General features: G+C 56.8%; 10 protein-coding genes and 1 pseudogene. 4 read left to right on the top strand and 7 right to left on the bottom strand.

Annotated features, from left to right (window positions below):
• Positions 1-23: 23 nt before the first annotated feature.
• The 4 genes and pseudogenes from pcaF to pcaR all read right to left on the bottom strand — a co-directional run bounded on the left by pcaF (position 24) and on the right by pcaR (position 4203).
• Positions 24-1229, bottom strand: a complete 1206-nt coding sequence (gene pcaF / locus AOC04_RS02090) for a 3-oxoadipyl-CoA thiolase (protein WP_171970560.1) — start codon at positions 1227-1229, stop codon at positions 24-26.
• A pseudogene (locus tag AOC04_RS02085) lies at positions 1226-1489 on the bottom strand (CoA-transferase subunit beta); the annotation flags it as partial. The pseudogene AOC04_RS02085 and the gene pcaF, both read right to left, overlap by 4 nt.
• A 220-nt stretch (positions 1490-1709) precedes the next feature.
• On the bottom strand, positions 1710-3056 hold the full coding sequence (gene pcaK / locus AOC04_RS02080) for a 4-hydroxybenzoate transporter PcaK (protein WP_060690937.1): 1347 nt from the start codon (positions 3054-3056) through the stop codon (positions 1710-1712).
• A gap of 304 nt (positions 3057-3360) precedes the next feature.
• A complete protein-coding gene (gene pcaR, locus AOC04_RS02075; protein WP_060690936.1) occupies positions 3361-4203 on the bottom strand; it encodes a pca regulon transcriptional regulator PcaR in 843 nt (280 codons plus the stop codon).
• Between the two features lie 786 nt (positions 4204-4989).
• Between pcaR and AOC04_RS02070 the strand changes: the two genes are divergently transcribed.
• Both AOC04_RS02070 and AOC04_RS02065 read left to right on the top strand, forming a co-directional pair.
• A complete protein-coding gene (locus AOC04_RS02070; protein WP_060690935.1) occupies positions 4990-5184 on the top strand; it encodes a hypothetical protein in 195 nt (64 codons plus the stop codon).
• 360 nt (positions 5185-5544) lie between these two features.
• Positions 5545-7017: an inorganic phosphate transporter gene (locus AOC04_RS02065; RefSeq protein ID WP_060690934.1), complete on the top strand. Its 1473-nt coding sequence runs from the start codon at positions 5545-5547 to the stop codon at positions 7015-7017.
• Positions 7018-7161: 144 nt separating this feature from the next.
• Here AOC04_RS02065 and ccoM read toward each other — a convergent pair whose 3' ends face one another.
• From ccoM to AOC04_RS02055, 3 genes are all read right to left on the bottom strand, one after another.
• Positions 7162-7272, bottom strand: a complete 111-nt coding sequence (gene ccoM / locus AOC04_RS24365) for a cytochrome c oxidase subunit CcoM (protein WP_060690933.1) — start codon at positions 7270-7272, stop codon at positions 7162-7164.
• 141 nt (positions 7273-7413) lie between these two features.
• The gene (locus tag AOC04_RS23905) at positions 7414-7575 is read right to left on the bottom strand and encodes a hypothetical protein (protein ID WP_167344875.1); all 162 of its coding nucleotides are present in this window, start codon (positions 7573-7575) and stop codon (positions 7414-7416) included.
• Between the two features lie 113 nt (positions 7576-7688).
• Positions 7689-8006 (bottom strand): hypothetical protein, encoded by a 318-nt coding sequence (locus AOC04_RS02055; RefSeq protein ID WP_060690932.1) that lies wholly within the window; start codon positions 8004-8006, stop codon positions 7689-7691.
• Positions 8007-8167: 161 nt separating this feature from the next.
• Here AOC04_RS02055 and rapA point away from each other — a divergent pair, with 161 nt between their 5' ends.
• Entirely contained in the window at positions 8168-11014 is a 2847-nt protein-coding gene (gene rapA, locus AOC04_RS02050) for an RNA polymerase-associated protein RapA (protein WP_060690931.1), read from the top strand.
• Positions 11015-11292: 278 nt separating this feature from the next.
• Positions 11293-13497: a putative bifunctional diguanylate cyclase/phosphodiesterase gene (locus AOC04_RS02045; RefSeq protein WP_060690930.1), complete on the top strand. Its 2205-nt coding sequence runs from the start codon at positions 11293-11295 to the stop codon at positions 13495-13497.
• Positions 13498-13648: the final 151 nt, after the last annotated feature.

Below are 13648 nucleotides of genomic sequence, written 5' to 3'. Positions count from 1 at the left end.
GCTCATGGCTTTATGCCTAATTATCAAACCCGCTCGATGGCCAGTGCGAGGCCTTGTCCGACCCCTACACACATGGTGGCGAGGCCTTTTTTGCCACCGGTTTTTTCCAGCTGATGCAAAGCGGTCAGCACAATCCGCGCACCGCTCATACCCAACGGATGGCCCAAGGCAATCGCTCCGCCATTGGGATTGACCTGGGGCGCATCGTCCGCCAGCCCTAACTCGCGCAGTACCGCCAGGCCCTGGCTGGCGAAGGCTTCATTGAGCTCAATCACGTCAAAATCGCTAACGGCCAGGCCCAGACGTTCCACCAGCTTGCGCACTGCAGGCACCGGACCGATACCCATCACCCGCGGTGCCACTGCGGCGCTGGCCATGCCCAACACCCGGGCACGGGCGGTCAGCCCGTGACGTTTGACGGCATCAGCCGAGGCCAGAATCAGTGCCGCGGCGCCATCGTTCACCCCTGAAGCATTACCGGCAGTCACGGTTTTGTCCGGACCATTGACCGGCTTGAGCTTGCTCAAGGTTTCAAGGGTGGTATCGGCGCGTGGATGCTCATCGTGCTCAACGATGGTTTCACCCTTTTTATGCGCAATACGCACCGGCACGATCTCCTCAGCAAAGTAGCCGGCAGCCTGGGCTGCAGCTGTGCGTTGCTGGCTACGCAGGGCGAAAGCGTCCTGATCGGCACGCGAGATGTGGTAGTCATCAGCGACGTTATCAGCGGTTTGCGGCATCGCGTCGACACCGTGCTGAGCTTTCATCAGCGGGTTGATAAAGCGCCAGCCGATGGTGGTGTCTTCGAGTTTCATATTGCGCGAGAAGGCAGCGTCGGCCTTGCCCATTACAAATGGCGCACGGGACATCGACTCGACACCGCCAGCGATCGCCAGCTCCATCTCGCCACTGGCAATTGCCCGGAAAGCCGTACCGATGGCATCCATGCCCGAGGCACATAGCCGGTTGAGGGTCACGCCCGGAATGGTTTCCGGCAGCCCGGCCAGCAGAGCGGCCATTCGTGCCACGTTGCGGTTGTCTTCGCCGGCCTGGTTGGCGCAACCGAAAAACACCTCGTCAACTTCATTCCAGTTCACCCCGGGGTTACGTTCGATCAGTGCCCGTATCGGGGCTGCCGCCAGGTCATCGGCACGAACGGTTGCCAGGCCTCCACCAAAACGGCCGATAGGGGTACGAATGGCATCGCAGATAAAAACTTCACGCATCAGGCTTCTCCCGAAACTTGGCCATGGGCCCGTGCTATACGGGCTTCCAGATCACGCAACACACCAAGTTCAACCTCGGTCGGTGCAGGTGTAAGTACTACGTTATCGGCAAAGCGAATCGCCCAGCCGGTGGGGGCAATCACTTGTTCACGGGTAATACCCGGGTGCAAGGCCGTGACCACAAATTCGTGGGTCTGCGCTTCGGGTTCCATGATGCACAGGTCGGTAATGATGCCCACCGGCCCGGCACCCGCAAGCCCCAGCCACATAGGCATTGGCCAGGTCTTTCTTGCCCTGGCCAATGATGTCTGCCATGAGGGGTAGCTCCCTTTTTTTGTTGGCCACTTGAATAAAGAACAGGCGCACTGGAACGACACCGGATGCCCGCAGATTAAGCCGCCAGGTCCGGCCAAACAATCCGATAATCGACTATGTGTTCGTTAATCGAACACATAGTTAGCTTGCTGGCTAATCCGTTGGAGATCAGGTCGCGTCGGCATGACTGACCATGCCTTTGATCAGCACGGCGGCGGTTGCCAGTGCTGCCGGAATCACCAGCGCCGTCAGTACTTGTTCAAAGTTCCAGCCCAACCCCAGCAGGGTTGCGCCCATCCAGGCCCCCAGAATGGCGCCGAAACGACCGATGCCCAGCATCCACGAAACCCCCGTAGCCCGGCCTTGAGTCGGGTAGAAGCGGGCCGCCAGCGATGGCATCGCCGATTGCGCACCGTTTACGCACATGCCGGCTACCAATACCAGGGTGGCAAGAATCGTGATGTTGCCCAGGCTCTGCCCTACGGCGTAGGCAAACACCCCGGCCAGCAGGTAAAAAGTACCGATCACCTTGTGCGGATTGAATCGGTCCATCGCCCAGCCCACACCTACAGCACTCAACACCCCGCCGAACTGGAACAATGCGCCAATAAAAGCGGCTTGCTCCATGCTGGCCCCGCTGTCTCGCATCAGGGTTGGCAACCAGCTGGTCAGCAGATAAACGATCACCAGCCCCATAAAATAGGTGAGCCACAGCAACAGGGTGCCGGTGCTGTAAGTCCCGGAAAAAATGACGGCGAACACGTTGCGCGCCTTGACGGTCTTCTGCTCGGGGACGCTGAAGCTGGAGGCCCGGGCGACCAGCCCCGGCGCAATGGGTGCCAGGGTTTTACGGATCAGCTCGACACTTCGATTGCGAACCACCAGAAAGCGCGCAGATTCCGGTAGCCACACCACCAGGATCAGTGTCAGCAGCAGGGGCAAGACCCCGCCAATCAACAGCAGGCTGTGCCATCCATACATCGGGATCAATTTGGCGGAGATAAAGCCGCCACCGGCCATGCCCAGGTTGAAACCGCAGAACATACTGGTCACCAGCAACGACTTGTGGCGTTCCGGGGTGTACTCGGACAGCAAGGTCGTGGCGTTCGGCATCCCGGCGCCCAAACCCAGACCGGTTAAAAAGCGCAAGACCAACAGTTGATCGACGCTCGTGCTCCAGGCCGAGGCCAGGCTGAACCCGCCAAAAACCAGCACCGCGGACACCAGCACCACTTTGCGCCCGAAACGGTCAGCTAATGGCCCTGAACCCAGGGCTCCGAACACCATACCTATCAGCGCGGCACTCATGACCGGGCCCAGACTGGCGCGGTCGATCCCCCAGTCCTGGGACAAGGCCGGGGCAATAAAGCCCATGGCTGCCGTGTCCAGGCCATCGAGGAAGACGATCAGAAAACACAGGATGACTACCCGCCATTGGTATCGGGAGAGCGGCTGGGCATTGATAAAGGACTGCACATCAAGGCAGTTTCCTACAGCAGACTGCGGCGAATTCATTATTTTTATTCCGGGTAAAACGCAGGCGAACGAAAGCCGGCCAAGGACCGGTGGCTCACAAAAAAAACGTAAAAAGGAATCTCAAACAGGTCTTGCGCAGACTGGGGCTGGCCGCTTCCAGGGCACACAGGCAGTGATATGCATAGCGTTGAGCCTCTTCATTATTATATTGGGCAGGGTCCTGCATGAGCTTGCGAGCAGACGCCAGGACGCTCACGGGACAGTAATCAGGCCACAGCTGACACGCAATTCGATAAACGCTTAACTGGGCGTTTATCGAACACTTAGTGCTACCGCGCCTGCATCAGCTGAATAATTGGGCACTCAATTCGCGGCTAGAGCTGAGCATAATCGGCAGAAAACGCTGCTCCAGCTCGGTGCGTGTCACTCTTGCGGCATGGGTGCTGACGTTTAAGGCTGCCAGTACCTGCCCGGAAGCGTCATAGACCGGCACGGCTATTGAACGCAGGCCTTGCTCCAGTTCTTGATCAACCACGCACCAGCCTTGTTCGCGCACCTTCTGCAAACACTCAAGCAATGCTTCGGGCGTATGCACGGTGCGGCTGGTCTTGGCCTGAAACTCACCATGGGCCAGGTATTCGTGCAGCGTCACATCATCCAGTGCCGCCAGCAGGATGCGGCCCATGGAAGTGCAGTACGCCGGCAAACGTCCGCCCACGGAAAGATCAACCGAGATCAAACGCTGAGTGGTTGCCGAACGGGCGATGTACAGGATGTCGTCGCCCTCCAGGGTCGCCATGTTGCACGCCTCATGCAACTGCTCGCTCATACGGTCCAGATATGGCTGGGCCGATACCGCCAGCGGGGTCGATGAGAGGTAGGCATGACCGAGTGTCAGTACTTTAGGCAACAACGAATAAGTGCGGCCGTCAGTGGTGGCATAGCCAAGCTTGATAAGCGTGTATAAGCAACGGCGTACTGCGGCTCGCGGAATCTCGGTGCGATGGCTGATCTGTGCAATGGTCAGGTGCCGCTTGCGCTCCTGAAACGCCTGGACCACCGCCAGCCCCCGGGCCAATGACGCCATAAAGTCGGGATCACCGGTAAACGCCTGAATGCGCTTGGCGGGCGACGCCACGATCGGCGGCGCGATACAGCTAGCGGCATTGCGCAATAGATCATTCATCCTCTATCCCCTGTTTCAACTATTTATTGTTATTAAACGGCCGGCCCGGGCTGTTGAACACGCCTGGCGCACGCGCAAGGGGCGATTATCGAACTGTCGGCCGATAATCGCAATCGCTCCGCCACGCCTCTGGCATGACCGCGTCGCAAGCAACTGCTCATTTACATACAAATGATAATCCCCAATCAGCGTAGTTAATCCACACGAACCGCTCGCCGCCCATTCAAAGACCGCCCCTTCCAGGATCGGCGGGCTAACCGCTCGACACTGATAGAAATTGTCTGCTTTAAAAGCCTGCTGATTTAACCCGCCCCCGGAATTTAATAACTTGATGTGACAACTGCGCGGTTCTCCACACTAATAGACAAGGCCAGCAACTCGTCTAATTAATCCTTTAGTCGCTGTAACACGCCGGTCATCTGGAAGTTGACGTGCCAGAAGTTATTGGGCGATAGTAGTGACCTTACTTGGACCAATGTGATCCGTAAGTAATTGAGTGCACAGGATCAAGCGTCTTTGAGTATTGGATCCAACCTTCAGGTTGAATTTAATAAGTACCTGCGGGCTAACATTTAAGTACACCGCGTGTTGTCCTCATCAGGGGGTGAACACTTAACCGTGCGACGTACATTTTTAGTTGATGACGTGGCGGCGTGCAAAGAGCGGCTTGTTTAGCCTGAGCCTTGCTTACAAGGCATTACCACAAGGCGAACTCATACGTTAAATTAATCGCCCTCTCATGCACGATGGTTCACCAGACTTAATCTCTACTAATTAGGTAATACTGTGACGAAAGATGAACTGCGCGCAGAACTTGAGCGTCAGGAGCAACGTTACAAGGATGTTTACGGCGGCGAAGTGACTACTTACGCGGCTCAGCCAGAGCCTGAACGTAAACCCTGGCGCAAACGTGCCAGCTTGCTTGATCAGGCGTTCACTCAAGAAATCCAGAAAATTGAACAAGAACTCAAGCCTGACTAGCCGTGAACCTGTGCGCTGAAATCGGCTAACAGCGCTCCACTGCCCCCCTCTGCTGATTCGCCATTTGCGCGAACGGAAGTGGTCATTTGTGACGCTAAAGCTGGAACTGCCCTCGTTGGCGTGCTTGATTCAAGAAATTTCATCCTTCGGGCGGGAACCTTTCTGAGGCCGGGCATGAGCTTGCAAGAAGACCCATAGCCTTTGATATCAGCGGCTTGGGAAGGCATACAGACTCTGCACAATGAATACGGCCTGCAGGTTTTTTCGTTTTTAGATGTTACCAACGGACAGCTAGTGCATCGATTACCGGGGTTTTCTGGCATAATCCGGCCCCCTTTATGACCGTGTCAGAAAACCTTCATGATCGATCTATTAAGCGGATTGGACGCCTGGGTTCTTATCAGCCTCTTCTTCGCCCTAGCCTTTGTTCTCGCGTTTGAGTTCATAAACGGCTTTCATGACACCGCGAATGCGGTAGCAACAGTCATCTACACCAAAGCCATGCCGCCTCATCTGGCGGTGTTCTTTTCCGGTGTGTTCAATTTTCTCGGCGTTCTGCTGGGCGGGGTCGGTGTGGCATATGCCATCGTCCACCTGCTACCGGTAGAGCTTCTGGTCAATGTAAACACCGGACATGGCCTGGCCATGGTGTTCTCGCTGCTTGCTGCTGCCATCACCTGGAACCTGGGTACCTGGTATTTCGGGATTCCCGCGTCGAGTTCCCACACCCTGATCGGCTCTATCCTCGGTGTCGGACTGGCCAATGCCCTGATCAACGGAATTCCGGTGAGCGACGGCGTTAACTGGCAGAAGGCCATTGATATTGGCGCCTCGCTGATATTCTCGCCTATTGCCGGCTTCGTGATTGCGGGGCTGTTGCTGGTTGGCCTGAAGTGGTGGCGCCCTGACTCCAAGATGCACAAGACGCCGGAGCAGCGCCGCAAACTGGACGACAAAAAACACCCGCCGTTCTGGAACCGTCTGGTTCTGGTGATCTCGGCCATGACGGTGAGCTTCGTTCACGGCTCCAACGATGGCCAGAAAGGCATCGGCCTGATCATGCTGGTTCTGATCGGCATCGTGCCAAGTGCGTTCGTTCTGGACCTCAACAGCACCACTTACCAGATCGAACGGACTCGTGATGCAACCCTGCACCTGAGCCAGTTCTATCAGCGTAACAACGCCTCCCTGAGCGAGTTCCTGGCGCTGGGCAAAAGCGTAAAAGATGACTTGCCGGATCAGTTCAGCTGCAACCCGCAGCAAACCGAGCCGACCATCGCGGCACTGCTCAGCTCGCTTAAAGGTGTAGCGGACTACCACTCGATCCCGGCTGAAAAGCGCATCGAGATCCGTCGCTACCTGCTTTGCCTGGACGACACGGCGAAGAAAGTCAGCAAATTGCCAGCACTTGATGCCCGTGAAAAAGCGGACCTCGAAAAACTGCGCAAAGACCTGACCGCCACCACTGAATACGCGCCGTTCTGGGTGATTCTGGCGGTTGCCCTGGCTCTGGGGCTGGGCACCATGGTTGGCTGGAAACGCGTGGTGAAAACCATCGGCGAGAAGATCGGCAAGCAAGGCATGACCTATGCACAAGGCATGGCAGCCCAGATCACAACGACCTTTGCCATTGGTCTGGCCAACATCTTCGCCCTGCCCGTATCGACGACACACATCCTGTCGTCGGGTGTTGCAGGCACCATGGTCGCCAACAAGAGCGGCCTGCAAAGCAGTACGATCAAAACGATCCTGATGGCGTGGGTGCTGACCTTACCGGCCACCATCGCACTGTCTGCGGGGCTGTTCTGGCTGGCTTCCAAAGCTCTCGCCTGATTTAGCCTCGATTAAAAAAGGTACGCCCCTCACGGGTCGTACCTTTTTTTGTGCCTGTGGCATGCGCAAAAAACACGGACAAAAAAATAGGCGACCGAAGTCGCCCAAAATGCCTTGCGTGCTCGTACCCCGGAAAGACCCGCGCTATTTGCGCTTTTGGGAGTCTTTCCAGATAAAAATGCCCAGACCCGCGAAAAACAGCACCATGAGACCGACGGTAAATACTCCGGCGATAACCACATTATCGAGAAACATGACGGCCTCCTGCGTGTCTGTGTGTGTTGAAGCTAGGTTAACCAGACGCGCAGGCGCATAACTTGACCGGGATCAATAGTGATCCTCGGGCGTAGCGACTTGGAGGGGATATTTGACCCAGATCATCTAAAACGCCGCTGTTCAGCGCTTTTTAGGTTTGTTCTTCGGCTTTTTTTTGCCTTTTGCCAATGGCATTGCTTGCTCGAAGGCCAGTCGTACTTCGTTCAGCTTCTTTTCTTTAAGATCGTGTGCCCGTTTGGCGCGCTCGGCACCCAGGTCCACCAGTTTGTTGTCTTGGCTCATAGCGCAATCAGGTCACTGTCTGTGTTTAATTCGGTGCGCTGCAGACCGCAGAGGTCTCAGGCAATAGGCCAATAGTGCGACGCGATGCCTCCCCTTTACCAGAGAAAATCGACTTACACCTTTATATCAATCCACATCCCCTGACGCTGGGTTCCATCGACCGGGGGCAAGTCCGGTTCCGGGCTTTGAGCGTCCTGCTCACCGATACCCGCCCGCTCCAAAGCCTCTCGACGACGCTTGTCGTGCTGTCGCTGTTGCTCTTCGCGCAACAACAGCGTGGCCTGCTCGCCGTCTTGATGACCAGGATTGATCGTACTGTCACCAGCGCTTGGCTGCGCAGGGGCTACCGGCGGAATGTCCGGGCGTGGCCTCGGCGGATCTTGTTGAGAGGTCACGGGCACAACACTCAAAGGCAGGATGGGCGGCAACATGGCGATTGTTCTCCTGTTCCTGATGTTTGATCGACGCGAGCCACTCATCGAAAACAACTGCCGGCCCAAGTAAAGCCGGACAGCTTTTTATGAGAGTCCTTTGGACTGAGGCCAGTGTTCCGTTAATATACTCGGCTTTTTCGAAGCGGGAGTCAGGCAGCATGGCGCAGCAGTATCAACCGGGGCAACGCTGGATTAGTGACAGCGAAGCAGAGCTAGGTTTAGGCACCGTTCTGGCACAGGACGGTCGCTTGTTAACCGTGCTCTATCCGGCCACTGGCGAAACTCGCCAATATTCGCTGCGCAACGCACCGCTCACGCGCGTACGGTTCTCGCCGGGTGACACCATCATCCACTTCGAAGGCTGGAAGATGACGGTTCGCGAAGTCGACGATGCCGACGGCCTGATGGTTTACCACGGGCTTAACGAGCAAAACGAGCCTGTAACCCTGCCAGAAACCCAGCTATCGAACTTCATCCAGTTCCGCCTGGCCAGTGACCGTCTGTTCGCGGGTCAGATCGACCCGCTGTCCTGGTTCTCGTTGCGTTATCACACCCTCGAACACACCAGCCGCCAGCTGCAATCGCCACTATGGGGTTTGGGCGGCGTTCGGGCGCAACCCATTGCCCACCAATTGCACATTGCCCGCGAAGTGGCCGACCGTATCGCGCCACGGGTCTTGCTGGCTGACGAAGTAGGTTTGGGTAAAACCATCGAAGCCGGCCTGGTGATTCACCGCCAATTGCTCAGCGGCCGCGCCAGCCGCGTACTGATCGTGGTGCCGGAGAACCTGCAGCACCAATGGCTGGTAGAGATGCGCCGGCGTTTCAACCTTGAAGTCGCACTGTTTGACGAAGAGCGCTTCATCGAAAGCGATGCCAGCAACCCGTTTGAAGATACCCAACTGGCGCTGGTTGCGCTGGAATGGCTGGTAGACGACACCAAGGCTCAAGACGCGCTGTTTGCAGCAGATTGGGACTTGCTGGTGGTCGACGAAGCGCATCACCTGGTGTGGCACGAAGATCAGGTTAGCCCTGAATACGCCTTGATTGAGCAGCTTGCAGAAGTGATCCCGGGCGTACTGCTGCTGACTGCAACTCCGGAACAACTGGGCCAGGACAGCCACTTCGCCCGTTTGCGCCTGCTCGACCCCAACCGCTTCCACGATCTGGCCGCCTTCCGCGCCGAGAGCGAGAACTACCGTCCGGTTGCTCAGGCGGTACAGGAGCTGCTGGACAAAGGCCGCCTGTCACCAGAAGCGCACAAAACCATTCACGGCTTCCTCGGCGCCGAGGGTGATACCTTGCTGGCCGCCGTTAACGACGGTGATGCTCAAGCCAGCGCACGTCTGGTACGCGAACTGCTCGACCGCCATGGCACCGGCCGCGTACTGTTCCGTAACACCCGCGCAGCCATTCAGGGCTTCCCGGAGCGCAAGCTGCATGCCTACCCGCTGCCGTGCCCGGACGAATACCTTGAGCTGCCACTGGGCGAACATGCCGAGCTCTACCCCGAAGTCAGCTTCCAGGCCCAGCCGGACGCTAGCGAAGAAGAACGCTGGTGGCGCTTTGACCCCCGGGTCGAGTGGCTTACCGACACACTGAAGATGCTCAAACGCACGAAAGTGCTGGTGATCTGTGCCCACGCTGAGACCGCTATGGATCTGGAAGACGCCCTTCGCGTACGTTCCGGCATTCCTGCAACGGTCTTCCACGAAGGCATGAATATTCTCGAGCGCGATCGTGCAGCAGCCTACTTCGCTGATGAAGAGTTCGGTGCCCAGGTGCTGATCTGCTCGGAAATCGGCAGTGAAGGTCGCAACTTCCAGTTTGCTCATCATTTGGTGCTGTTCGATCTGCCGTCCCACCCGGACTTGCTCGAACAGCGGATCGGTCGTCTGGACCGGATCGGCCAGAAGCACGTTATCGAAGTCCATGTGCCGTACCTTGAGACCAGCCCGCAACAGCGCCTGTTCCAGTGGTACCACGAAGCGCTGAACGCCTTCCTCAATACCTGCCCGACCGGCAACGCACTGCAACACAAGTTTGGTCCACGCCTGCTACCGTTGCTTGAAGCAGCGGACGATGAAGAGTGGCAGACATTGATCGACGAGGCCCGTGCCGAGCGTGAACGTCTCGAGCAGGAACTGCACACAGGCCGCGACCGTTTGCTAGAGCTGAACTCCGGTGGTTCGGGCGAAGGCGAAGCACTGGTCGAAGCGATCCTTGAACAAGATGATCAATTCACCTTGCCGATCTACATGGAAACCCTGTTCAACGCCTTTGGCATCGACAGCGAAGACCATTCGGAAAACGCTTTGATCCTCAAACCTAGCGAGAAAATGCTCGACGCCAGCTTCCCGCTTGGCGACGACGAAGGCGTGACCATCACCTACGACCGCAACCAGGCGCTGTCGCGCGAAGACATGCAGTTCATCACCTGGGAACACCCGATGGTGCAAGGCGGCATGGATCTGGTTTTGTCGGGGTCGATGGGCAACACCGCGGTCGCACTGATTAAAAACAAGGCACTCAAGCCCGGGACCGTACTGCTCGAGCTGATTTACGTCAGCGAAGTGGTTGCCCCGCGGGCGCTGCAATTGGGCCGTTACCTGCCGCCTGCCGCCCTGCGCTGCCTGCTCGATGCCAACGGCAACGACCTGTCATCACGGGTGGCTTTCGAAACCCTGAACGAACAGCTGGAAAGCGTGCCTCGCGCCAGCGCCAACAAGTTCATTCAGGCGCAGCGTGACAACCTCACGCCGAAGATCAACGCCGGTGAAGCCAAGATTGCGCCACGCCACGCAGAACGTGTGGCCGAAGCACAGCGCCGCCTGGCCGCCGACACGGAAGAAGAACTGGCACGCCTGACTGCTCTGCAAGCAGTTAACCCGAGCGTGCGTGACAGCGAACTGGTTGCCTTGCGCAAGCAACGCGAACAAAGCCTGGCCATGCTTGAGAAAGCGGCCCTGCGCCTTGAAGCAATTCGTGTATTGGTCGCTGGCTAATTGAAAAACCCGCTTGCGCAACGCAAGCGGGTTTATTAACGCTTCAATCCCTGTGTGGCGATAGCATCGCCATTCAACGTGCTTAAGCCTTCTGATCGTTACAGCGAGACGAGGCTTATGCTGATATAGCGTTAACGGGAATAACAACTACTCCCCTCATAACAAAATGGTAGGCATCATCTTGCCATCACTGCAGCACCCTAAAATCCAGCTTCTATACTTGAGACCGAGCTAGCGCCTGACGACTAGCAAATCTGGACTCAGTGCCGAGGCGCACTATGGAATGGCTGGGCTTGCAGTTTTTTGGTCCGCACCTGGATAACGGACAGCAACTGCTTAACAGCAGTCATAACCCGTATTTGGTATTTCTCGCCTGGCTGGTGGCCTGCGCAGCTGTTTTAGCTGTACTGCACATGGTTGAACGTGCCGCCAATAGCGAAAAAACAGTCGCCAAAAACGTATGGAGATGGCTTGGGGCCAGCTGTCTGGCGGGCGGTATCTGGGCCATGCACTTCATCAGTATGCTGGCGTTTGAATCCCGGTCCGAGACTCACTACGACCTTGGCATCACCATCGTCTCGCTGCTCGTTGCATGGATTGGCGCCCTGATTGCCATGCAAATCCTCAATCGCCCAGCTTCCACCCGTACTCGGCTGCAACTCTCGGCGCTGGTTTTTGGGGTGGGTATTTGCAGCATGCACTATGTCGGCATGTCGGCCATGCATTCCAACCATCTGACGCATTACCAACCGCTGTTGATCGCTCTTTCCTTGCTGACGGCAATCGCTGCCAGCTATGGCGCGCTGTTGATGACCTCTTATCTGCGTTCAGCCAGTGGCGTGTCCCACCAGCTTTGCATCGGCGCCATCAGCGTTGTTGCAGGCGCCGCTCTGATGGGCGTGCACTTCATCGGCATGTGGGGGGTGCACCTCTACGCGCCGACTGGAGAAACCAGCCAGATGCTAATTGAAAACAACCACTGGCAATTGGCCTTGATGGTAGCCCTGATCAGCCTGTTACTGATTGGCTGCAGCATCAGCGCAGCGCTGGTGGACAAGAAACTGCAGCACAAAGAGCATGACCTGAAACGGGTCAACGCCCTGCTCTCCCAGCTTGATCAGGCCCGCATGTCCTTGCAGCAAGTAGCGCATTACGACCCATTGACCAACCTGATCAACCGGCGCGGCTTTAACCAGATCTTTGCCGAAAAGCTGATTGAACACACCGCACAGAACGGCAAGCTGGCGGTGATGTTTCTCGACATCGATCACTTCAAGCGCATCAACGACAGCCTGGGCCACGATGCCGGGGACCAGTTGCTCAAGACCATCGCAACTCAAATCAAAAGCGCCACCCGCAGCCATGATGATGTGGTCGCACGATTCGGCGGCGATGAGTTCTGCATTTTAGTCGGCCTCAAACACCGTGATGAAGCACAGAGCATGGCCCAGCGCATCATGCACAAACTCAAGGAGCCTATCGAATTGGCCGGCAGACGCATGGTGATGACCACCAGCATCGGTATCAGCGTATTTCCGGACGATGGCACCACCAGCACCGAACTGCTCAAACACGCGGATCTGGCGCTCTACCAATCCAAAGGTAATGGTCGCAATGGCCTGACCTTTTTTAGCTCGAACCTGAAAGCCCGTGCGTCACTGGAACTTCAGTTAGAGGAAGAACTGCGTAATGCGCTAGTAGATGGTGCTGGATTACTTGTGCATTACCAGCCCATCTTTGATCTTAAAACGGGCCGCGTCGCCAAGCTCGAAGCCTTGGTCCGCTGGCAGCATCCCGAGCATGGCTTGCTCGCCCCGGACCGTTTTATCGGTATCGCCGAAGCCAACGGACTTATCGCCGAACTGGATCACTGGGTGTTGCGCAAAGCCTGCCAGGACCTGGCCGCCTTGTCCCACTTGGGCTGGCAGCAACTAGGGGTCGCGGTAAATTGCTCGGCACTGAATCTTGGACGAGTAGAGCTGGCCGACGAAATTGAAAATGCCCTGCGAACATCCGGCATTGCCCCGTATCGACTGGAACTTGAAGTCACAGAAAACGCACTGATGAGTAATATCAACACTACCTCGCAACTGCTTCGTCAAATCCGCGCCCTTGGCGTATCGCTGTCAATTGATGACTTCGGCACCGGGTATTCATCCCTCGCCTATTTAAAGCGCTTGCCTCTCAACACGTTAAAAATCGATCGTTCGTTTATTCAGGAAGTCCCGGCCTCCAGCCAGGACATGGAAATCGTCCAGGCCATTATCGTCATGGCCCATACGCTGCATTTACAGGTCGTCACCGAAGGGGTTGAGACCCATCAGCAATTCGAATTCCTGAGCCAGTACGGCTGCGACTTTATCCAGGGTTTCCTGCTAAGCCGCCCGGTGCCTTTTGAGGCCCTGCACGAGTTGCTAGAGGAGCTGAATCGGCGCCCGCTGTCGGAGCCCGGTTACGCGACACTTCAACTTTCGGGCCAGTAGGTCAGGGGCTGTCTGCAGACAAAAAAAAGCCACAGTGCAGACTGTGGCCTTTCTCTACGGCAACTGGCCACTATGCCGGGACGAGTTACTGCCCTACACACTCACAGGCCGAAATCTGATCGGGCTAAAACGCTCTTATTTGGTGCGAGAA

It is taken from the genome of Pseudomonas versuta, from assembly GCF_001294575.1.
Taxonomy (GTDB): domain Bacteria; phylum Pseudomonadota; class Gammaproteobacteria; order Pseudomonadales; family Pseudomonadaceae; genus Aquipseudomonas; species Aquipseudomonas versuta.
Note: the sequence above shows the minus strand (reverse complement) of the source record. Positions and strands in the feature narration are given on the sequence as shown.

Bases quoted from the DNA above. Each gene is read 5' to 3' on its own strand.
- rapA (WP_060690931.1), top strand. From the start codon at position 8,168: ATGGCGCAGCAGTATCAACCGGGGCAACGCTGGATTAGTGACAGCGAA.
- pcaK (WP_060690937.1), bottom strand. From the start codon at position 3,056: ATGAATTCGCCGCAGTCTGCTGTAGGAAACTGCCTTGATGTGCAGTCC.
- AOC04_RS23905 (WP_167344875.1), bottom strand. From the start codon at position 7,575: ATGAGCCAAGACAACAAACTGGTGGACCTGGGTGCCGAGCGCGCCAAA.
- AOC04_RS02045 (WP_060690930.1), top strand. From the start codon at position 11,293: ATGGAATGGCTGGGCTTGCAGTTTTTTGGTCCGCACCTGGATAACGGA.
- AOC04_RS02055 (WP_060690932.1), bottom strand. From the start codon at position 8,006: ATGTTGCCGCCCATCCTGCCTTTGAGTGTTGTGCCCGTGACCTCTCAA.
- ccoM (WP_060690933.1), bottom strand. From the start codon at position 7,272: ATGTTTCTCGATAATGTGGTTATCGCCGGAGTATTTACCGTCGGTCTC.
- AOC04_RS02065 (WP_060690934.1), top strand. From the start codon at position 5,545: ATGATCGATCTATTAAGCGGATTGGACGCCTGGGTTCTTATCAGCCTC.
- pcaR (WP_060690936.1), bottom strand. From the start codon at position 4,203: ATGAATGATCTATTGCGCAATGCCGCTAGCTGTATCGCGCCGCCGATC.